Consider the following 20,286-nt stretch of genomic DNA (forward strand, 5'->3'; position numbering starts at 1 on the left):
AAAATAAAAGAAAGGAAGGAAAACAAATGAAGTTAGAAGCAAGATGGGATAACGCAGGGAGAGACCAGCTCACAATCGGCGAAATGGTTGAGATGGGAAAGGATGGCTATGAGTTTGTTATCAGCGGAGGCCATATCGTATCTGTTCTAATTAACTTATAAGGAGAGGGCGCATATGAATTTTGCAGATGATTTTTCAAAGACATTCTATGATAAGGAAGAGTTTCTCGAATTTTTGGATGGGATTGAGTGCGGGGCAGAATGGCAGAAACATCCCACCAATACTGTTCTTGTGATTGCCGGAGAGGAAGAACCAGAGATTTGCGAGAAGATAAAGGACATGGACGAGAAAGAGGAAATCATAAAAGATACAATGAAGAATTCCGGCCTGTTCTTATGCCTTGGCAGTACCTATTATCCGGTCGGACAGACCACCATGAAGTCAATCGAGAGCAGGGCCAGGATTGCAGGTTCTGCGCTATTGGATTTGCCGAAGGGGAAATTAGCCCGGGTATTAAATGACTGTCTGAATGTGACAAAGGGAAATGCGCTTGTGAGAATTCATGAAGGAAAGGTGCGCGCGGTACATGGCGGAGACCCAAGTGACTATTCCGTCCTGCCAATGCCGGAATTATTTGAAGTAGCATCTATCTATGTTGCAGAAAACTATGACAAGGCTACCTTTTCAAACGGCCTGTTCAGCCATTCTCTGGCAATGGCGTCCTGGGAATTGGAAGAAAAAGGACTCTTGGATACATACCGGGAACTGCTGCTCCAGTATGGCTTACAGGCAGATAACGTATTATCAGCTTTGATTCGTGTCCAGACATCCGATGTTGGCGTAAGTGGTGCGAATATCTATTATTCTCTTCTGCTGGGAGCAGAGAAGAGGCCGTTGATTTTAGGAAAACCATTGAAATTGGAGCATACGAATAATGCATCCATAGAAGATTTCTCTCAGAATATGGGACAGATATTTGCCAGATATCAGGAGGCCATTGGTGATTTGTCGAAGCTGTTTCATGTATATGCCAGCTATCCGGCTAACGTTATGGCTAGTGTTATGATTAAGGCTGGTATCAGTAAGGCGCTGACAGCCCAGACGGTAGAACAGTTTAAGGCCGGACATGGACCGGGAATCTGTAATGGCTATGATATTTATTGTGGAATCTGTGAGGCGATTTTTCTGGCACAGAGCAATGGAATGATTGCAAAGGCATTAACCGATTTGGAAGAGATGGTTTCACGGTGCTTGACCTATCGTTTCCATGAATATGATATCCCAGGAACGATTCTGTACTGATGAAAGAAATAAGGCAGGGCAGGGAACCCTACTGTTCTGTCAGAAAGGAGACAATATGCTGAACCTGAATTATGAACCAGATGTGCTGGTGGAGGATATAACAACCCTATCCCATGACGAATGGAAATTATACAGAACACTGGGGATTGGGGGGAGTGATGCGGCGGCCGTGTGCGGCATCTCGCCTTGGAAAACAGCCAGGGATTTATATGAAGAGAAGGTACATAAAAAAATCAGAGAACAGAATGATGATGGCTGGGTAGCAAAGGAAATCGGAAAGCGTCTGGAGGAATTGGTGGTTCAGATTTTTATGAAACGCACAGATACCAGACCGTATGCTGTGCGTAAAATGTTCCGGCATCCGCTGTATCCGTTTATGATATCTGATTTTGATTTTTTCGTTAAGCTTGATGAGAAGATCTATTTGTTGGAGTGCAAAACCTCGTTCAGTTACCACCACATGAATGGCTGGGAAGGTGGAAATATTCCGCCGCACTATGTTCTCCAGGGGATTCATTATATGAGTGTGGCTAACGTAGATGGCATAATTTTTCTCTGCCTTCATGGTAACCATGAGGGTTCTCTTATCATACGGCGCCTGGAGCGTGATTTGGCACAGGAAGAAGAACTGATTCGGCAGGAATCGTATTTCTGGAATCAGTGTGTTGCTTTAAGAAAACCACCTAAGTATACGGAGAAGGCTGACTTAATGCTTAAAAGCATTCAGGGACGCTATGGTGTGCAGGAGAATAAACAAATTGTACTCCCACCATCATATGCGGCAAACATGACGTCCTATCTGAAACTGAAAAAACGGAAGTCAGAATTGAAGCGTCAAATGGATCAGATAGATGAACAGATGAAACTTGCCTATGCGCCAATAAAGGAAGCCATGGAGGGAGCTGAGGAAGCGGTACTGGAAACTGGTAATATCAGATATTTGGCCGGCTATAACAGGAAAGTTACAACTTCCATCAATAAAGACAGCCTGGAGGTGCTGCAGCTTATGCATCCGGATATTTACAGAGAGTATGCGCAGACAAATACCTCACAGTCTTTTTATATTAAAGAGGATAAGGCAAGTTAGGGGAGGAAAATGAAAATGGACGAAGAAATGAGACAGCCAGAAGAAATGGTATCTGTGATAGATGGAAAGAAGGTACAGGAAATCTTGGTTGGCCGATATCTCAATGTTGTTATTGTGGACCATACGGATTTTATGAAGCTTATGTTGAAGGAAGACTACAGAATCAGGCATAATTTTATGATGTTGATTGGGCAGTGGTTTATATGTTTATCCTCCAGTAGTGAGTGGGATGAACGAAATGAGGGCAGTGTGAAATTGTCCTGTAAACTGAAACCAGAGCTTTCAAAGACCAATTTATGGCCTTGGGTCACGTATGGGGATTCTGCACCCAATGAAGTTTCGGTAAGCGGCCACCAGACGGAATCAGTTGAACGGCTGTTTGCAGCATATTTATCTAAAACAGAATGGGAAATTTGCAATCCATTTCGCCAGTTCCTGGTTGCTATGCAAAAGGAGGACCGTACACTTCAGCAGATATTGACTCGGTTCGCAGTGGAATGGTGTGACTGGGTGGTAAAAGAGGAAAAAGAAATACAGGGAGAATCTTACCGTATTGCCAGTCTGATTGCATCAGTACCCTCTGTCTTACTATAACATAGGAGGAATTTTGACTGATAATGAGAGACATTTTCTGGAATTAAAGCTTAGAGTTTGGTTAAGAAAGCTGAAACGGGAAAAAGCCGGTTTTGCCGGCCATAGAACTCCGAATGACTGGTCCTGTGAGCTAACAGATACTGCGAAAAAATACTTATGTGATGTGGTATATTCCGGTCAGGGCGGTTATGTGCTTGCGAGTGAAGAATCTCGCTTATTTACTGAGTTGCAGCAGGCTGTGACTCAGGCAAAGGTAAAGGAAAAACTCCATCAGGCATTGTTTGTGGATATGGATTTTGAGATGGTACGAGATCTGGCATATGGACTAAGAGGCCAGGTGGAGACAATTATGATGGAATACAAATCACACGTTAAGAAAGGGAATGAACATGGAACAAAAGATTTTAACACTACAGGAAAAAATGGTAAAGATCCGCTCGGAGATACCTGCATTGGTAAAACGCGCATACAGTGAGGACGTGAATTATGATTTTATAAAGATTGATGATATTTTCCGCTATCTGACCCCGGCAATGAACCGATGGAATGTGAACTTTGAAATTGTTTCGGAATGTGCTTCAAAGAGAAACGAGAATGGGGACTCTGTCTATGTTGAATTCTTAGCATATTGTCAAATGTGGCTGTATGAGGCAGATTTAGAACTAAAGTGGATTAATGCAGAGAAGCCAGAAGACGAGGTAACCGTTACAATCCATGCCATCGGTACCCATGAAATGCCGGAGAAAGCAAAAGGCAGTGCGCTCACATATGCCATGAAATACTACCTAATGGATAAGTACTGCATCGACCAGGGCGGTGTAGACCCGGATATGCGGGATTTTCCACCGGATACATATGATGGGAGCATACCGGAAAATGATGGCTTGTCCTCTGATGCATATGATTTCTCAGATCGGGATTCAGAAGGTATAGCAGGAGATGCCTCTGGAATAACCGATATGGAACTGGACGCTGAAATGGAAGGCGGACAGGAAGTACCGGATGAATTACCGGAGGAAGCTGAGGAGAGCGAAGTTGATGCATCTGAAGAACGTTCCATGATGAATGATTCAGAGATGAACCCAGAATCAGGGCAGGAGGAAGCGGATGCGGAAGAAACAGCAAAACAACAAGATGGGGGTATGGAATCAGATGCAAAAAAGACCAGAAGGAAATCTGCAAAAGATAAACAGAAGGCAGATAAGGGAGACACGAACCGTCCGGTTCTGAGCCGCCATATCATGCCGGAGAATGGGACGATGGTGAATCTGCCAAACGAAGTAAGCCCACAGCCGGCTGTAAATATGACAATTGAGGAAGCTGGCAATATTGTTTGCACATTTGGTATCTATAACAATAAATGTCTGAGTGAGCTGCTCAATCAGGGAGAAGAAGGGGTGAAGGCGTTGGAGTGGATAGCCTATAATTACCGCGGCAGAAATGAAATAATCCGACAAGGCGCCAGATTGCTTTTGAGCACGCTGTAGGCCGCATGGTGAAAGCCGCGGGAAAGAATACTTAAAAGATGTTTAACATATCAGATGTAGCAAATTTGTTGGGAATTAAGAGGCTGACGGAAGGAAATTCCTTTAATGTCGTATGTCCGTTCTGTGGCGATACCAGAGGAAAAATGAATTTCCGTATTGTAAAAGACGGTGAGCTGGCAAATACCTATCACTGCTTTAAATGCGGCGCTCATGGAAATATGCTGACACTCTATGCAGACCTGATGGGAATTTGTGGTGTGGATCGGTATAAAATTGCCTATCGTGAAATTAAGACGGCGCTGCATGAGGGCGCTGGCTGCAGAAACAGCTATGACAGCAGCTTCACAGGAACGATGACACAGATAGAGGAGGAAGAAACAGCAAGTCTTGAGAAAAGAAGTCAGATTTATCAGAGACTCATAGAGATGCTGTCCCTGTCGGAAACTCACCGGAGAAAACTGATGGACCGGGGGCTAACAAGCAACCAGATTGAGGTATTCCATTTTCGCAGTACTCCAGTTCATGGGACTGAGGGGCTCGCAAGGAGGCTGATAAAAGAAGGATATTCTCTTGCGGGCATACCGGGATTTTACATGAATCAAAACCAAAACTGGGATATTGCGTTATATCGGAATAACCAGGGAATCCTATGCCCGGCTTACAGTATATCCGGAAAGATTGAAGGTTTTCAGATACGGTTGGATGCTCCCCATGATGATAAAAAGTATTTGTGGTTAAGCAGTACCAATAAAAAACGTGGTGCCGGCAGTAAGAGTCCGGTCAGTTTTGTTGGAAATCCATTTGGCAAGACGGTACGGGTAACGGAAGGAATATTAAAACCGATTGTCGCTCATGCTTTATCCGGATACAGCTTTTTGGGGACACCGGGAGTAAACCAGTATAAGAGCCTTGAGAAGGCATTGGCAGTCCTAAAGGAGAACGGTCTTGAGATGGTCATGGAATACTTTGACATGGACAAATTCATGGATATCGGCTGCTATGGTGATTATAAGTCCTCTACTTGTGGTAAATGTCAGAACAAGGAGCGTTACTATGGAAGGAAGATTTGTGAAGAGAAACGGAAAAAGCGGGACCAGATTCGTGCGGGTTGCTGCAGGCTCTATGAGAGCTGTGACCGGCTAAAATTAAAATGCATCCGCAAGACCTGGGACCAGAGAGAAGATGGGATTTGGGCTGGAAATGATAAGGGAATTGATGATTACTGGTGGTCTGGCCTGAAGAAAAAAGAGGAGCAGATTGGATATGATGGGATGGACAGAACAATTCATCATCGAAGCAATTTGCCGTCATACGGAACAAGAGTTGCGTAGTGATGAGACAAAAACAGAGAGAATGAAGCTTAGTGCCTGTAGCGCCTTAGAAAGTATCAGAAGACGTGTCAATGGATACGGAGCAGAGTGTTTTGCATTTGTCCTGTTGGTTGGGATTATGTTAAAGAAAAGTCAGATGATACTGAATGCAGATACAAAGGGGGAGCTGGAAGCGATTTTAGAGCCTTCCGTACCCCGGTGGAATTACGGAGGATTTCTCACAGGTCCCTATCATGTACCGGAAGAAGAAGCAATCTTTTGGTCGAAAGCTTCATTGGAGGCCCCGTTGAATGATGAAGGAGCAAGACGGTACCGGGATGTGGCTGCAGTAGCCTTTCCAGAGGAGATGGCTGAAATCTGGGGGACAGATGATACAGGAGAAGGCGGCATTGCCGTATAAAAAGGCAGGGAGAGAAACCATCTTTCCGTGTCTATTTTTGCGCATGAAGCTAAGATGGAGCAATCCAAAAGTGGGGTTGTATAAAAACGAAGGAGGATAACAAATGAACAGATGTATATTTGTGGGAAGATTGACAAGGGATCCGGAGGTGAGTTTTTCAGAGAAAGCCCAGATGTCGATTGCCAGATTTACTGTGGCGGTGGACCGGATACCAAAGAGAGAAGGAGAACCAGAAGCAGACTTTTTTAACTGTGTGGCATTCGATAGGAAAGCAGAGTTTGTGGAACAGTATTGGTACAGTGGTATGCGTGTGGTGGTAAGCGGAAGAATGCAGAATGATAACTACACAAATAAAAAGGGAGAAAAGGTATATGGCGTTTCTTTGAAAGCGGACGATGTTGAGTTCGCTGATGGAAAGAGAGAGGCAGATAATGGGCAGGCGCAGAGCACGACTCCGTCCAGAACAGCAAATCCTGCAAATGCATCAGCGGCACAGATGTCCAAAGAAGCTCCGGTGACGAGAAATGCAACACAGGCACCCAGAGCAGCCACTGCGGCATCCAGAGCAGCAGCGCCAGCTACGAATCAGGGCGCCGCAAAACCGGCTGCCAGCAGAAATACATCACAGCGTCAGGCACCTAGCCGAAGCGCGGTAGGAAGAAGCGCATCCCAGCGAGGGGCTGCGAGGGCAGCTGCCGGCGATGACTTTATGAATGTAGCGAGTGGAATGGAAGAAGGTCTTCCGTTTAATTGATTTAACAGTATGAATACAGACGGCTAGGATGTGATGGCGCATTCTAGCCGCCTGCTTTTGGAGGATAAACGAAGATGAATGAAAAGAAAGTACAGAAATTCATCATGGTATTTTTTATGTGCACAGCGGGGACCGTGATGTTACAGCTGGCAGCTCCCATGATTTTGGGGCTTATTGTGAATGCGGTATCGATTGGAATTCCATTTGCAGTGTATTACTTGCTTATCAGAAAAAAATGGAGAATCAGGATAATTAAATCATCGGAGGAAAAAGAACAGTCTGGCAGTGGAAGTGGAGCGGCCGAGGAAGGTCCGGATGATGGAAATAATGGTCAGGACGAAAGGGACACCCCGGTATATGAATGGTATACACGGTGCGGAAGGGAACGAATCAAAGCGATATCTACCAATATATTTGCACATGGAAAAAATGAATTTTGGATTCGTACCGATGGTGTCTGTAATATCCGCACCCCAAAGGGTTACAGACGGGCTGGCAATCTTCCTGGATATCCGGGCGCGCAAGCCAATACCATTACCGAATATTTAAAGCAGGACGGATTTTATGCAGTCAATGATGGGAGATACATTTATGTTTCAAGGTAAGCGGGAGGAAGAGAACCGATGGTATGTAAATTTAAGAGCCGACTGTATGTAAACCCGGGGAATGGTTATACCGTGGCTGAATACAGCAGTATGGAGCTGGATTGTATTCCAAGTGAAGCAGTCATATCCAATTATGGAACAGAGGTGACGTTCACTGCATTTGGAAAAGAACTTCCTTGTATGAATAATGTAGAGATTGAGATGGAGGGAGACTGGAAAAGGTCCGAGAAATATGGCCTTCAGTTCGGTGTTGACTGGTCGAGGGTTCTCCTTCCCAAAAGCCGGGAGGGAATCATCGGTTATCTGTCCTCCGAATTGATTACGGGAATCGGCCCGGTTATGGCAAGAGAGATTGTCAACCGGTTCGGAACCGATACCTTCACTGTTATGGAGAATCATCCTAATGAACTCCTTGCTATTAAGGGAATTACTGAACAGAAGCTGGAATTTATTATTGAATCCTATCAGAAGAGTGCGGAATTAAGGGAATTAATGGCGTATCTTGCACCTTACCACGTCACACCCAAAAAGGCCGAAAAAATCAAACAGCATTTTGGTCTGGAAGCAGTGACACTGTTGAAGGAAAACCCATACCGTCTTTGTGAAATCAAAGGGTTTGGTTTTATTACCGTTGATTCCATTGCCAGAGCCAGTAAAGACCTCGCTCCGGATGAGCCTGAAAGGATTAAAGCGGCTATTCAATATGTTTTGAGAAAGGGCGCTGAAGAAGGAAATCTGTATTTAGACAGTACCATCATTGTCGATATGGCATATAAGGTGCTCAATGCAGGCTTTCCAACTGATACAGTCAGGCGCGGACAGATTAAGCTGGCAGGAAATGAGCTGGTAATGAAGGATAAGATTCTGGAGGCAGATGGAACGGCTATTTATTTAAAGGCATACCGGGAGGCGGAGAAAGAGGCAGCGTATCATCTTGTCAGGCTGCTCCGTTCACCGGGGAACACGTATAATATTGAGCGGGAATTAGAGGCTGTTTTAGCAAAAAGTAAAATGACGCTTGCACAAAAACAGGAGGAGGCAGTCCGAATGGTATTTCGGTCCCAGGTATCCATCATCACTGGCGGCCCTGGAAAAGGAAAGACTACCATCCTCAAAATTATTCTTCAGATATTTGAACGTCTGGAAAAAAATAAGTCTGTACTACTTTGCGCACCCACAGGCAGAGCCAGGAAAAGACTTTCAGAGAGCACTGGGTATCCGGCTTTTACAATCCACAAAGCATTATATGTAACGGATGATGAGATGGACAATATGGAACCCGAAATCCTCGAAGAGGATTTGATTATTGCGGATGAATTTACCATGTCCGACATGAAGCTTGCCAGTATGCTGTTTTCAAGAATCAAGACAGGAGCCAGACTTATATTGGTAGGTGATGCGGATCAGCTTCCATCGGTGGGACCGGGAGATGTATTTAGAGAATTAATTGTCTCCGATGTGATTCCAGTTACGGTTCTGGACGAGTTTTTCCGGCAGGCGAAGGGGTCAAATATCATATGGAATGCGGATTTGATAAACAGAAATCAAAAGAATCTTCTTTATGGAGATGATTTTACCTTTACCTATGTGGAAGACGCATATGATGCCGCAGAAAAAATTTCGGAAATATATCAGGAGGAATTGGAAAGAAACGGCGGTGATTTGGATATGGTTCAGGTATTATCACCTCTACGCGCTAAAACAGAGGCAGGGGTAACTGCTTTAAATAACCGGCTGCAGGGAATTGCCAATCCGTTTGCTGTTGATAAAGCGGAGTGGGAAACCAAGTACGGTTTGTTCCGTGTTGGTGATCGGGTTATGCAGACGCATAATACAGAAGAGATTGCTAATGGAGATATTGGAAGGGTTGTCCAGATTGGAAAATCAAAAGCTGGGGAAATGGAAATGACCGTGGATTTTGGAGATGTCATTAAAACATATCAGGAAGATGAGTTATCAATCCTTGAGTTAGCATATGCAACAAGTATACATAAATCACAAGGAGCCGAATTTCCAATTGTGATAATCCCGGTACTTACCTGCTTTTGGCCGATGCTAAAGCGAAATATTTATTATACAGGAGTCACGCGGGCAGAATTTCGGGTTCATCTTGTTGGATCAAAGAAAGCTCTCTATATGGCAATTTCCAACAGTGATATCGGCAAGAGAAATACCCTGTTGGCAGTAAGGTTGCGTGCAGAGGCACAGAGACAGGGGCTGATTCCCGGACAAGAAGCTGCATAAGAAGGAGGAAATCAAAAGATGATGAAGATTTTTGAAAACTGGACATTTACCAGAATTTTGCCGGAACCATTTGCGGGCGTGGCTGCAAACCGCGGGAAAAAAGACACAACGGAGGCATCCTGTCTTTCCGTCCATAACCATATGTCAAGAATGAAGCGTGCAACCCTGCACGCTTCCACTTTAAAAGCACTGCTGGCCGTATCTGCAATTATAAGAGGAGACCAGGAAGGCGCATTTGGTGTACAGACAGTGTCGGGAACGGTTAAATGGTATTGTATGGAGTACGCAAAGCCTGTGGCTGCCGGTTCTGAAATAAGAATCGGTGTGTATCATCCACAGGATGGTAAATGGAAAGGGATTGTAAAGAACGGAACAACACTGGCGGCATATCCGCAGATTGGTGAGCGGGGGGCAAGCGGCAGGGAAATTATCATGATGTTCATTTTTGCAAGCTTAGCAGAAGGTTCTCTTCATGACGATGAATTTTCCAAAGCCTTCTTGCTGTTAAACGATGAGATAAAAAATGGATATCCGGATGCGGATAAGGCAACGGACCTGGCTTTTCTATGCTGTGACAATCTGTACCGAAGAATTGTCAATAGTGCGTCTCTCGGTGAGTCTGGTATTTTGTTTGACGGGGATAGTATTGCGTCTGGAAATGTACCGTTAATTCTTACCAGTCAACTGGCCGATGGAGATTATAACCCGACCGAGACGATATATGGAAAATTTCAGGTTCTGGAATGTAAGGACTGTGAAAGAACAATAGCAGAATTAAAAGAGCAGTATGACCGCAAATTTGAGCTTACCGATGAGGAAAAAAATCTGGTTCCTAAGCTGCCGGAAAAATACAATGTATCAGCAGAAGCACAGGAGATTATGGACGCGGTTATCAACAGCCCCATGCGGGTTTTCCTTAGTGTAGGGGAAGCTGGCACAGGTAAAACAACAAACGCAAAAATTATAGCACAGTTGTTGGGATTGCCGTACTATGCTTTTACATGCAGCGAGGGAACAGATGAAGTGGATCTGGTATCTTCCATGGTTCCCAATACAGGTGAACGGCCGGGAAAGATTCAAATTCCCATGCCAACGTATCAGGATCTAATCATGGACCCGGTTTCCGCTCTGGCGCAGATATGCGGATTGTACGACAACGAAATCAGTGAAGAAGGGGCGTTTAGAAAAATCCTGACCATGTTTTATCAAAATGGATTTGAAAATGGGAAGGATGATAAGAAATTTGTCATGGTAGAGTCTCCTATTGTGACTGGGTGCAGAAGACCATCACTGGTGGAAATCCAGGAGCCTTCTGTTATTACCAAACCAGGTACTCTGGTTAAGTTAAATGGACTGCTGGATGAAGGTGCGACAATCACACTGACCAGTGGAGAAGTGGTGAAACGGCATCCCGACACAGTAATCCTCATTACAACCAATATGGGATATAAAGGGTGCCGGGGATTTAACGAATCCGTTTTGTCCAGAATGCGTATGGTTCATTACTTAGAGCCGCTCAATGCGGAGGCAATGGTAGCCCGGGTCAAAAAGAAAGTGAAATTTGACGATGAGACTTTCTTAAAGAAAATGGCGGATATTGTTTGTGAAGTACAAAAACACTGCAATACAGAAATGATTACGGGCGGAGTATGCGGATACCGGGAATATGAGGACTGGGTGTGGGCTTACCTTATACAGAAGGATATATTGAAAGCAGCAAAATGCACGCTCGTTGCGAAAGCAGCGCCGGAACCAGAGGAAAGGGAGGAAATTTATAAAAAACTGGTGATACCCGCGTTCACAGAGGCGCAGGCGGCATAAAAAAATGAGGAGGAACCAATGAATAAAAAAGTGCAGCAAAAACGTAATCAAATAAAAAATAGAATGGGAAGGCTGACGGATAAAGATTTTTTTCTGTCTCAATCCTATCATGACACCATGTTAAAATCTGTCAGATTGTTGGGACAGAAGAATGATATTACCCTGTTCATGGATTATGAAGAGTCCGATGACGCCAGGATTGCATTTACAAATGGACGGCTCCTCTACTTAAATACGGCGAACTTAATCACAAATCTGATGACGAGCCGGGTGTCTAAAATAAAGAGCCATGAGGGGTTTATAGCCCATGAATGCGGCCATCTTAGATGTTCGGATTTCAAACGGCGGGGCCGGTATGTAAGCGGATTCTCCAGATGGCGTGTGTATCCAAAGCCTCCACAGGTGCAGCTGGTATACGAAAGAAAAGCCTGGGAGGAGATGAAAGGATACTTAAATGCCCATAACGTGGTGGCAGCCTCGGTGATACAGAAAACCGCTTCTTATATAAATAACGTACTGGAAGATGTGTATATTGAAAGTTTTATGTGCCAGAAGTATCCGGGCAGTATTCAAAATGGAATTCAACGTAATGCCGCGCTTATCATTCATCATATTCCAACGCAGGAAGCGCGTAAGGCAGAAAAGAGCGATGGACTGACCATTATGCTGGATATGATTTTCCGCTATGCCAGAGCCGGAAGGACAGAGGCAGAAAAAGAATATGATAAACAGTATTGTTCCCGCTTAAATTCCTGCCGTAAAATCATTGATGAGGCAGTGGTAAGCGCTGACCCGGATATTCGCTTTTATGCTACGAACCGCCTGATGCTAAAGTTGTGGAAATACATCAGACAGGCCATTAAAACAGCGGCAAAGAGCCTGAAAAATGAAATAAACCGGCTTTCGGAGGAAGAACTGAGTAAGAAAATTCAGGAGTATTTAAAGCGGAAAATGTTATGGGTGGCACTTTCAGAGACTATCGGTGCTTCGGAAGAACAGAATGAAGTGGAAGAGGAAATTGAAGGCTGGGACGGGGAGCTGGAAGGAGAACCGGAATCTCAAAATCAGAACGGTAAGAACGAAGAATTAGAAAATGCACTTGAGAAAATGCGAGATGGGCAGAGGCAGGAAGGAGGAGAAGAGGAAACAGAGGAAGGATCGGAGATAGATGAGACATTATCTAATCTTTTGCAGAAAATAGCAGAGGAGAAGTTTCTGCAGGATGAGGAATCGGATTTAAAAAGGAATCTGGAGGAGGAGGCAGCAAATTTTAAATTGGATGGTATCCACAAAGATTCAGTGATTGAAATGCACCGGATGACAACAGTTCCCCTGCGATTGGAAAAAGAATATAAAATGATTGCTCCAGAAATAAACCGAATCACAAGACGGCTGGAAGCATCGCTTGAAGATGTGCTGGAGCGGTTGGAGGGAGGTACGCAATCAGGTCTTTACATGGGGAAACGTTTAAGCCGTGGAAATCTGTACCGGCTGGATGATAAGATTTTTGAAAAAACAATAAAACCGGAAGATGGATTTTCAATCGCATTTGCGGTTCTGCTTGACCTTTCAGGTTCTATGTCATCCGGTGGCAGGATTGAGTCTGCACAAAAAGCGGGTCTTGTCATGTATACGTTTTGCCGGAATCTGGGAATACCGGTTATGCTGTATGGCCATACAACCCATGATATGGGATATACGGAAGTGGTAGACATTTACTCTTTTGCAGATTTTGATTCTGTAGACAATCAGGATTATTTAAGAATCATGAGTGTTAGTACCTATGATTGTAATAGAGATGGAGTAGCACTTAGATTTGTAGGGCAAAAACTGCTAAACCGGCCAGAGGATATAAAAATATTATTAATGATTTCAGATGGACAGCCTTATGCCCAAGGATATAAAGGCGAAATTGCAAAAGCAGATTTGCAAGAAGCCAAATATAGCCTGGAAAAAAGAGGAGTTAAGTTGTTTTCCGCAGCAATTGGTGATGACCGTGAGATGATTGAGGAAATATACAAAGACGGATTTCTGAATATTGCAGATTTCAATACAATGCCAGTCAAACTGGCAGGTCTCATCGCCCGGTTCATCAGATAGAGGAGGAGACATATGGCAGAAAGGGAAGAACGGGACTGGTCTAACGTAGTATCCGGTCAGATTGCTGTGTATAAAACAGATAAGGCACTGTTAGAGCTCATGGATAATTTAAAACCAGCGTCATATTTATTTCCGGCTCATATCCATGCGTCCGGAGACGTGTCAGAAGTTGGGGAAAGGTCCTTAATCCGTCTTAATATGCTGGATTACAGCAAAGGAACAGGGGATAATACAGTGAGTGTCTATGCCAATATCAGCCCAGAAGAAGCTAAATACATATACTCGGCGCTCTTTAATCATCTGTGGGAATTTGATTATCCCCAGGAAAAGATTTTTGGTAATCCAGATAAGGAGGGTTACAGTATTGTCACAAAACTTAAGATTGTCCGGTATGATACTGATTCCCAGGGGAATAAACGTAATTACCCATGGTTTGTAGAAATACAAAACGGACGCGGCATTGCAATGAAAAATTCCAATGGTGGCCGGTATTGTAAAAAGAACAGTTATATCTGTGACAAGAAAGCCAGTCTGTACATCAATGATAAAGACCTGTTTATCCTATTTTGCAAGACAGATGCTTATATACGTGCGTTTGAGACAGAGTATGCATTTCGGGAAAACAGGATTGGAAACTTTACCAGCTTGTATGGTCTTTTAAAGAATGAGATACAGGGAGCAGCCGACAGACTGCTCACTTGTATCCATAGGGAAGATGAGGAACCTATGAAAAAGGCAGGATGATTTAGTTCTAAAGACCCTGTAAAAGTTGTTTGCTTGAATAAGAGGGGCAGATATGATATATTAGATTTGTAAAAGCATAAATTGTCTGGAACAGAAAGGAGGGCTTCTATGTGCCAGATCTCAATCCGCATACCGGATGCAGTTATGTATGATACACATATGAGTGAGGAGGAGGCCGCTGCATTTGCCAGATGTATGGTAGCAGTAGGATATTATACGCAGAATAATGTGTCCATAGGATACTGTGCCCAGATAGCCGGTATGACAGAAGAAGAATTTATTAAATATCTGGGAAAGGGGAAGGTCAGTATTTTCCAGTTTGACAATAAAGCAGAGTTTTTGGAGGAACTGGAGAATGCGTAGAGTGATTGTAAATTCCACCCCCATCATTGTACTTTGTAATATTGGATTATTGGATATACTGAAGGCGCTCTATGCAGAGATTTGTATCCCGGAGGCTGTGTACCGTGAGGTGACAGAGAAAGACGATTCGGCATGTCAGGTATTAAAGACTGCATTGAATTGGATACATGTGGAAAAAATTGCAAACCAGTCAGATAAAAAGATGTATAAGGCGAAGCTACACGATGGAGAAGTGGAAGTCATGATTCTGGCCCAGGAGGGGACAGCGGACGATTTAGTCGTGATAGATGACAATGCTGCTAAAAAAACAGCAAAATATCTCGGTCTAAAAGTTACCGGAACAATCGGAGTCCTTTTGAAAGCCAAGAGAGAGGGGATTATTCCGGAGATTGCTTCCGTTCTCGAAAAAATGAAAAAGAACGGATTTTATATCAGCGAAAGCCTGGAACAGCTGGTACTGGAACAGGCAGGAGAACAACACAATATATAGCGCAATGAAGTTGACAAAAACTATATATGGTGGTAAAATGAGTGGGAAAGCTGATTTATGTAATCCAAGGATTACAAGTAGTTTTTGTTCCGGCATTAAAAACTGGAAGCAGGATTTTAAAGTAACAGAATAAGAGCAGCTATTGTGCTGCGGGAATGAAGAGACATCAAAATGAATTGTTTTGGTGTCTCTTTTTTTGTTTGCAGAAAGGAGGAAGAAGCCAGAAGGCGGAAAGGAGGGAGCGGATGAGAGATTCTTACGATTCGGAGGGATATCATTGCCTTATCATTGCAATCTTAATGGGAGTCAATGCAAGGGAGGCCCGGTTTCTGTATGAACATGGCCTGAATAATCCGATTTCCCAAAAAATTTTAAAAAAGAAGCATCCCAAAATTGTGCGGGTGTCAACAAGAAAGGAGAGAAAAGAAGTTATACAGCAACTGAGAAGCGAGGGTTACAGTATAGAGGCTATCGCAGATATTTTAAACTGTGACCATTCCACTGTGAAACGAAATTCTAAATTGAAAAGGAGATTCACATCATGATGACATTAGAAAAATTTGCCGAAGCTGTCAGCTCTGAAGTAGCCAAAAGATTAGGGGCCGGTTTCCATGTGCATGTTCTGAAACCGGTTATCAACAATGGCATAGTCCAGACACAGTTGTGCATTGAAAAAGAGGGGCAGCAGTTTCGCCCCTCTATTCACTTGAAAGATTTTTTTGAGTGCTACAAAAAAGGAACAGGGCTTCAAGCGATTATTGATGAGATACTGGAATGCTATGCATCGGCGCCAGATATACCGGCTGGTATGCAGGAGATTGTAAATGATATGAGTTTTGAGAAAATCAAAGATAAAATCATGTGTAAACTGGTAAATACCCACGACAACGCTTCTATGCTGGAGAACATCCCAAACATTCCATATCTGGATTTATCCGTTATATTTTTATTATTATGTGAAGAAACAGAAGAAATAGCAGCAACCTTAATGATAACAAATAAGCATTTGAACTATTGGTCTGTGGACAAAGAGGAATTGTATCAGAGGGCATTGGTCAATATGGTAAATAAGTATCCACCAGTGCTTATGAAAATAACGGACATGATGTATGTTTTAACAAACCGGATTCACTTTTGTGGTGCAGAAGTCTTACTCTATCCCGGGCTCATGAGATACTGTGAATTACATGTGGGAAAGGATTTCTTAATCAATCCTTATAGTGTAGATGAGGTGATTCTGTTTCCGACCCTGGGTGCTGAGGATGCTGTAGTTTCTCAGGAACTGGCGGATTTGATACAGTCCATTAATGCAGAGGAAGTTCCGGCAGATGAACGGTTATCCAATCATGCATATAGATATTGTTCCGCTGAGGATAAGGTTATATGCATTTAAGGTGACTTTCATTAGGATAGGAGAGGTTTATGCATATACATAAATTTGCAGATATCGCCTCGTTTGCAGAGATTGGGGTTGGAGGGAATCTTCCGGCAACAGAAGAGTACCGGGAATTCATCAAAAAGCTCCACCCAACACAGTTCCTGACAGGACGGCTGACAGCTCCGTTATATGAAGTAGAGTATTCTTATGTAACTGTGCGGGGAAATTACCGAAAGGCTTATAAATATATCCTGCTGCGTTTGGAGCATGATGATCTGGACCTAGAGATTGAAATGATATTCTCAGACTGGGTAGAGGAATTAAACCGTAAATGTCCATACCGGCGTATTTTAAATGCACAAATTCTTAAAATAACGCCCATAGCGTATGCAACAATCCCATTTGAAATCTAAAAAGGTTCCATTCCCTCATTTCCCGGAGAAAACTCCTGGTTGCCGTTAAATGCCAGGTTACTGCGGACCGAGGCCTTGAAAGAAGAGCGGTTAGCGGCGTAAAAAGACACACCGGAAAGAATGGCTTTTCCGTCAATAGCAGAATAATTGCAAAGGACGGGAGAGAATGGAACAATACAGACTTTTTGATGATTTTTCAAATAAGGTAAAACGGGCAATCCAGTTGTTTCAGATGTTTGAAGATGCTGCGGTCCGGTATCATGAGGATGGTTATTACCTTGCCTTCAGCGGCGGAAAAGACAGTGTTGTGCTTTATGTGCTTGCAAAGATGGCCCATGTGAAGTTTCAGGCACATTATCATTTGACAACAGTAGATCCTCCGGAGCTGGTGCGGTTTATACGGGAGGCATTTCCAGATGTCAAGGTTGAGTATCCGGAGCTGACCATGTGGGATTTGATTGTCAAGAAGCAGATGCCGCCGCTGCGTACAGCACGCTACTGTTGTGAAGTGCTGAAAGAAGGAGGGGGCGAGGGAGCCTTTACGGTGACCGGAGTCCGCTGGGAAGAAAGCAGGAAAAGAGCCAACCGGGATTTCTTAGAGATTCATAAGAAGAAAGGGGCTATTTATCTAAATTGTGATAACGAGGAAGATCGTAGAAAATTAGAAATATGCAGCTTGAAGGGAAAAAGAATATTAAATCCCATCATCGACTGGACAGAGGAGGACATCTGGTGCTTTATCCGTAAGTATCAGGTGCCTTATTGCTGTCTGTATGACCAAGGCTTTTGTAGGATTGGGTGCATCGGTTGCCCTCTGGCAAGCATAAAAAGCCGGGAACGGGAATTTGAGCGATATCCCAAGTACCGCGATGCTTACATACGAGCTTTTGACCGTATGGTAAAGGCGCGTACCGCCAGTGGTAAATCTAAGGGAAACTGGAAGGATGGTGAGAGTGTGTTCCGCTGGTGGATGTATGGAAATGAAAAAACAGATAAACAGGTTGCAGGTCAGATGGAGCTAAAGGATTTTATCGACATGGCGGCTTAGTCACTTCACTGGGTTCGTAAAAGGCATCAATGAGTGGAGTAAAACGTATTGCACGTAAGCACCCAATACGGCCGTAATGTACGTATAACGAAAGAAGGAGGACCAAATGAAAAAACAATCGTGTAGGAACTGCCACAATATTGATCTGAATAAAAAAGAGGAAACAGAAGGAAGGCTGAGTGGACGCTACCGTTATGGCTGCACCGTGCAAAGAAGTGGGTTTATATGCGGCTTTATTATCAGCGATGAGAAACTGGAAGCTTTGGTATGCCCAAACTGGAAAGGAGGGAAGATGGAGGAGGCAGACTACGAAAGGTTGGCGGACGAATTTGGGAAAAGGCTTCAAACTCTGTATGACCGGTGGAATATGTGGAAAATAAGGGGATGCCCGGAGGCGGATGTGCCTGACGGAGAATATTTAAATCGACTTCGCAGTGGAATAGAAGCAATGATGAGGCAGATTGAGAATACCTTCGTTGAGGCAGATTACCCAGAATGTTATTATGCTCCGCTTCCTCCGGTTATGGATGTGGATTACATGGCGAATTGCCAGCAAATTAAAGAATCCGCAATTCGTGCGCTTGAAGAATACCGAAATAATAAGGATTATTTATGGTTAGCAGACCATATCCGACATTTGGATAATGAGGACAAAGAAAACAGTGAGGCTTACCGTCTCCTGTGTCATGTACAAAGCTTGGAAGAAGCGATTTGCGAAGATGCCTACTTGCATATGAAGAGAGTGAGCTTCCAGGAAAGCCTGTATGATGACATGGCTAACTGTAAAAAGCGTATTTTGAAAAGGAAGCGCCGGCCATCAAATAAGAAATCGAAAAAAAATAGCCCGCAGATTGTTGGTCAGTTAAGAATCGGTGATTTGAAGGCTTCATAAGGAGGAAAAGAATGGACCATCTCATGTTAGTAAAAAATCTGTTCAATGATATGTTTGTGTTTCTTAATGGTACTCAACCACTGCCTTTAGAATCGCTGGATGATGTCTACCAGGGGGAACCACTATTTCTGGCACTGATTGGAGGATTGGACCAGGCACTTTTGGTTGATTATAATAGCGCAATGCAGGAAAGCTATGGATTCTATAAGAAGTATTGCGGCAGAGAACTTACTGAAGAGGAATGGGAACAAGTGGTAGAAGAAATCCAGATGTTCATTGATAAATGGAACAATAGCTGGTGTAAGGGAATGATTTTGGCGTTATTGGCGTTGATGGAACAGGAAGAGGACGAGCGGAAAGGAGAAGGAAAGATGGAGCAGGCAGAAAGTTCCGGAGATGAAGAGCTGGATAGCATAGATAATGCTGCATAAAGTCAGTATAGCCGGGGAATGGTGAATTCTCCGGCTGAATTTAAAGGAGTATGACAATGATAGAAAAATTATATAAAAAGGTTAAGAATATTCAAGATTTTAACGAGACAGCCAGTAAGTTGCGTCAAATGGGACTAAAGGATGAACTTAAAAATCTTGCCGGGAAATATAAGGTTCCTGAAGTGGATTTGAAAGAGTTCCTCTCTGGAAAGCGGTATTTCCTGATAGACGGAGGAGAGACGCAGAAAGACTATATGTCAGCCCGGAGTAAGCTGTTGGATGAAATGTTTAATCTGAATGATCCTCAATTTACGGATGTTATCGGCAACTATCTCATAAGGTGCTGTGATAAAAGCGATTTTGCTGACCTGGTGCTCCAGAAACACAAGACACTGCAGCGGTGTGTTGAGTCAATCATGAGTCGGGCGTATGAAATGGTAAGCGATGAGGTGAAAAAAAGTGGCCGATATGCAAACATGGCTGTTATGGAAGACACAGTTTTTGAATGGGTACGGGATTATTATTTAACGGATGACCGCGAAAAGGAGGCCGAGAGAAGAACGGAAGCAGAAGAGGCTTTCCACAAACGATTGTCGGCGCAGATGAATACTCCGAAGGGAAACAAAAACAAAACCGCTAAGAAACGCAACGCTTCCAAGAAAAATAAAACAGGTGGAGTGAACAGCAATGCATCTGAGAAGGAAGGAAAACATTCTTCAGCCAAGACGGAGGCGACTGACCAGAATAAAGACCAGATTGAGGGCCAGGTTTCTCTGTTTGAGAACGGCCTGGCTGAATAAGG

Annotated in this window: 23 protein-coding genes; all 23 read left to right on the forward strand. The window is 43.7% G+C overall.

The annotated features are described in order from the left end of the window. The first annotated feature begins 26 nt into the window (after positions 1 to 26). The 23 genes from H8S75_RS33110 to H8S75_RS19750 all read left to right on the forward strand — a co-directional run bounded on the left by H8S75_RS33110 (position 27) and on the right by H8S75_RS19750 (position 20,284). Positions 27 to 161 carry a hypothetical protein gene (locus H8S75_RS33110; protein WP_002591431.1) on the forward strand — a complete coding sequence of 45 codons (135 nt, stop codon included), beginning with the start codon at positions 27 to 29 and terminating at the stop codon, positions 159 to 161. A gap of 13 nt (positions 162 to 174) precedes the next feature. Next, positions 175 to 1,302 (forward strand): endonuclease III, encoded by a 1,128-nt coding sequence (locus tag H8S75_RS19645; protein WP_187023061.1) that lies wholly within the window; start codon positions 175 to 177, stop codon positions 1,300 to 1,302. 55 nt (positions 1,303 to 1,357) lie between these two features. Further along, on the forward strand, positions 1,358 to 2,389 hold the full coding sequence (locus H8S75_RS19650; protein ID WP_002591433.1) for a YqaJ viral recombinase family nuclease: 1,032 nt from the start codon (positions 1,358 to 1,360) through the stop codon (positions 2,387 to 2,389). Between the two features lie 15 nt (positions 2,390 to 2,404). After that, complete coding sequence (locus H8S75_RS19655; protein WP_002591434.1) at positions 2,405 to 2,983, forward strand: hypothetical protein; 579 nt, start codon at positions 2,405 to 2,407, stop codon at positions 2,981 to 2,983. A 13-nt stretch (positions 2,984 to 2,996) separates the two neighbouring features. Further along, a complete protein-coding gene (locus H8S75_RS19660) occupies positions 2,997 to 3,458 on the forward strand; it encodes a hypothetical protein (RefSeq protein ID WP_002591435.1) in 462 nt (153 codons plus the stop codon). Next, positions 3,436 to 4,470, forward strand: coding sequence for an ERF family protein (locus H8S75_RS19665; protein ID WP_243270359.1), 1,035 nt, complete (start codon positions 3,436 to 3,438; stop codon positions 4,468 to 4,470). Before H8S75_RS19660 ends, H8S75_RS19665 begins: the two co-directional genes overlap by 23 nt. Before the next feature lie 38 nt (positions 4,471 to 4,508). Further along, entirely contained in the window at positions 4,509 to 5,801 is a 1,293-nt protein-coding gene (locus tag H8S75_RS19670) for a DNA primase (protein WP_118042685.1), read from the forward strand. Between the two features lie 118 nt (positions 5,802 to 5,919). After that, positions 5,920 to 6,201 carry a hypothetical protein gene (locus H8S75_RS19675; RefSeq protein ID WP_227127677.1) on the forward strand — a complete coding sequence of 94 codons (282 nt, stop codon included), beginning with the start codon at positions 5,920 to 5,922 and terminating at the stop codon, positions 6,199 to 6,201. A 103-nt stretch (positions 6,202 to 6,304) separates the two neighbouring features. Continuing rightward, positions 6,305 to 6,955, forward strand: a complete 651-nt coding sequence (locus H8S75_RS19680; protein WP_002591439.1) for a single-stranded DNA-binding protein — start codon at positions 6,305 to 6,307, stop codon at positions 6,953 to 6,955. 74 nt (positions 6,956 to 7,029) lie between these two features. Further along, the gene (locus tag H8S75_RS19685) at positions 7,030 to 7,560 is read left to right on the forward strand and encodes a hypothetical protein (RefSeq protein ID WP_002591440.1); all 531 of its coding nucleotides are present in this window, start codon (positions 7,030 to 7,032) and stop codon (positions 7,558 to 7,560) included. Between the two features lie 18 nt (positions 7,561 to 7,578). After that, positions 7,579 to 9,804, forward strand: coding sequence for an SF1B family DNA helicase RecD2 (gene recD2, locus H8S75_RS19690; protein ID WP_187023062.1), 2,226 nt, complete (start codon positions 7,579 to 7,581; stop codon positions 9,802 to 9,804). 18 nt (positions 9,805 to 9,822) lie between these two features. Further along, on the forward strand, positions 9,823 to 11,625 hold the full coding sequence (locus H8S75_RS19695; RefSeq protein ID WP_055654099.1) for a P-loop NTPase family protein: 1,803 nt from the start codon (positions 9,823 to 9,825) through the stop codon (positions 11,623 to 11,625). Positions 11,626 to 11,643: 18 nt separating this feature from the next. Then, on the forward strand, positions 11,644 to 13,725 hold the full coding sequence (locus H8S75_RS19700) for a cobaltochelatase CobT-related protein (RefSeq protein ID WP_002591443.1): 2,082 nt from the start codon (positions 11,644 to 11,646) through the stop codon (positions 13,723 to 13,725). Positions 13,726 to 13,737: 12 nt separating this feature from the next. Then, complete coding sequence (locus H8S75_RS19705) at positions 13,738 to 14,469, forward strand: hypothetical protein (protein ID WP_002591444.1); 732 nt, start codon at positions 13,738 to 13,740, stop codon at positions 14,467 to 14,469. 108 nt (positions 14,470 to 14,577) lie between these two features. Continuing rightward, on the forward strand, positions 14,578 to 14,832 hold the full coding sequence (locus tag H8S75_RS19710; protein WP_002591445.1) for a UPF0175 family protein: 255 nt from the start codon (positions 14,578 to 14,580) through the stop codon (positions 14,830 to 14,832). Further along, positions 14,825 to 15,322 (forward strand): PIN domain-containing protein, encoded by a 498-nt coding sequence (locus H8S75_RS19715; RefSeq protein WP_065551291.1) that lies wholly within the window; start codon positions 14,825 to 14,827, stop codon positions 15,320 to 15,322. The genes H8S75_RS19710 and H8S75_RS19715 overlap by 8 nt, the downstream gene beginning before the upstream one ends. Before the next feature lie 299 nt (positions 15,323 to 15,621). Further along, positions 15,622 to 15,867, forward strand: coding sequence for a helix-turn-helix domain-containing protein (locus tag H8S75_RS19720; protein ID WP_243007967.1), 246 nt, complete (start codon positions 15,622 to 15,624; stop codon positions 15,865 to 15,867). After that, positions 15,864 to 16,715, forward strand: coding sequence for a DUF5688 family protein (locus H8S75_RS19725; RefSeq protein WP_187023063.1), 852 nt, complete (start codon positions 15,864 to 15,866; stop codon positions 16,713 to 16,715). The genes H8S75_RS19720 and H8S75_RS19725 overlap by 4 nt, the downstream gene beginning before the upstream one ends. 29 nt (positions 16,716 to 16,744) lie before the next feature. After that, positions 16,745 to 17,113: a hypothetical protein gene (locus tag H8S75_RS19730; protein WP_002591449.1), complete on the forward strand. Its 369-nt coding sequence runs from the start codon at positions 16,745 to 16,747 to the stop codon at positions 17,111 to 17,113. Positions 17,114 to 17,279: 166 nt separating this feature from the next. Beyond that, positions 17,280 to 18,161, forward strand: a complete 882-nt coding sequence (locus tag H8S75_RS19735) for a phosphoadenosine phosphosulfate reductase family protein (RefSeq protein WP_187023064.1) — start codon at positions 17,280 to 17,282, stop codon at positions 18,159 to 18,161. Between the two features lie 106 nt (positions 18,162 to 18,267). Then, positions 18,268 to 19,053, forward strand: a complete 786-nt coding sequence (locus H8S75_RS19740; RefSeq protein WP_187023065.1) for a hypothetical protein — start codon at positions 18,268 to 18,270, stop codon at positions 19,051 to 19,053. A gap of 11 nt (positions 19,054 to 19,064) precedes the next feature. Continuing rightward, positions 19,065 to 19,484: a hypothetical protein gene (locus tag H8S75_RS19745; RefSeq protein ID WP_002591452.1), complete on the forward strand. Its 420-nt coding sequence runs from the start codon at positions 19,065 to 19,067 to the stop codon at positions 19,482 to 19,484. Between the two features lie 56 nt (positions 19,485 to 19,540). Beyond that, a complete protein-coding gene (locus tag H8S75_RS19750; RefSeq protein ID WP_243270361.1) occupies positions 19,541 to 20,284 on the forward strand; it encodes a Cas9 inhibitor AcrIIA9 family protein in 744 nt (247 codons plus the stop codon). Positions 20,285 to 20,286 lie beyond the last annotated feature (2 nt).

It is taken from the genome of Hungatella hominis (genome assembly GCF_014288005.1).
GTDB classification, from domain to species: Bacteria; Bacillota; Clostridia; order Lachnospirales; family Lachnospiraceae; genus Hungatella; species Hungatella effluvii.

Excerpts from the sequence above, each read along its gene's own strand:
- H8S75_RS33110 (WP_002591431.1), top strand. The coding sequence starts at position 27 with ATGAAGTTAGAAGCAAGATGGGATAACGCAGGGAGAGACCAGCTCACA.
- H8S75_RS19645 (WP_187023061.1), top strand. The coding sequence starts at position 175 with ATGAATTTTGCAGATGATTTTTCAAAGACATTCTATGATAAGGAAGAG.
- H8S75_RS19650 (WP_002591433.1), top strand. The coding sequence starts at position 1,358 with ATGCTGAACCTGAATTATGAACCAGATGTGCTGGTGGAGGATATAACA.
- H8S75_RS19655 (WP_002591434.1), top strand. The coding sequence starts at position 2,405 with ATGGACGAAGAAATGAGACAGCCAGAAGAAATGGTATCTGTGATAGAT.
- H8S75_RS19670 (WP_118042685.1), top strand. The coding sequence starts at position 4,509 with ATGTTTAACATATCAGATGTAGCAAATTTGTTGGGAATTAAGAGGCTG.
- H8S75_RS19675 (WP_227127677.1), top strand. The coding sequence starts at position 5,920 with ATGTTAAAGAAAAGTCAGATGATACTGAATGCAGATACAAAGGGGGAG.
- H8S75_RS19680 (WP_002591439.1), top strand. The coding sequence starts at position 6,305 with ATGAACAGATGTATATTTGTGGGAAGATTGACAAGGGATCCGGAGGTG.
- H8S75_RS19685 (WP_002591440.1), top strand. The coding sequence starts at position 7,030 with ATGAATGAAAAGAAAGTACAGAAATTCATCATGGTATTTTTTATGTGC.
- recD2 (WP_187023062.1), top strand. The coding sequence starts at position 7,579 with ATGGTATGTAAATTTAAGAGCCGACTGTATGTAAACCCGGGGAATGGT.
- H8S75_RS19695 (WP_055654099.1), top strand. The coding sequence starts at position 9,823 with ATGATGAAGATTTTTGAAAACTGGACATTTACCAGAATTTTGCCGGAA.
- H8S75_RS19700 (WP_002591443.1), top strand. The coding sequence starts at position 11,644 with ATGAATAAAAAAGTGCAGCAAAAACGTAATCAAATAAAAAATAGAATG.
- H8S75_RS19705 (WP_002591444.1), top strand. The coding sequence starts at position 13,738 with ATGGCAGAAAGGGAAGAACGGGACTGGTCTAACGTAGTATCCGGTCAG.
- H8S75_RS19710 (WP_002591445.1), top strand. The coding sequence starts at position 14,578 with ATGTGCCAGATCTCAATCCGCATACCGGATGCAGTTATGTATGATACA.
- H8S75_RS19715 (WP_065551291.1), top strand. The coding sequence starts at position 14,825 with ATGCGTAGAGTGATTGTAAATTCCACCCCCATCATTGTACTTTGTAAT.
- H8S75_RS19720 (WP_243007967.1), top strand. The coding sequence starts at position 15,622 with ATGGGAGTCAATGCAAGGGAGGCCCGGTTTCTGTATGAACATGGCCTG.
- H8S75_RS19725 (WP_187023063.1), top strand. The coding sequence starts at position 15,864 with ATGATGACATTAGAAAAATTTGCCGAAGCTGTCAGCTCTGAAGTAGCC.
- H8S75_RS19730 (WP_002591449.1), top strand. The coding sequence starts at position 16,745 with ATGCATATACATAAATTTGCAGATATCGCCTCGTTTGCAGAGATTGGG.
- H8S75_RS19735 (WP_187023064.1), top strand. The coding sequence starts at position 17,280 with ATGGAACAATACAGACTTTTTGATGATTTTTCAAATAAGGTAAAACGG.
- H8S75_RS19740 (WP_187023065.1), top strand. The coding sequence starts at position 18,268 with ATGAAAAAACAATCGTGTAGGAACTGCCACAATATTGATCTGAATAAA.
- H8S75_RS19745 (WP_002591452.1), top strand. The coding sequence starts at position 19,065 with ATGGACCATCTCATGTTAGTAAAAAATCTGTTCAATGATATGTTTGTG.
- H8S75_RS19750 (WP_243270361.1), top strand. The coding sequence starts at position 19,541 with ATGATAGAAAAATTATATAAAAAGGTTAAGAATATTCAAGATTTTAAC.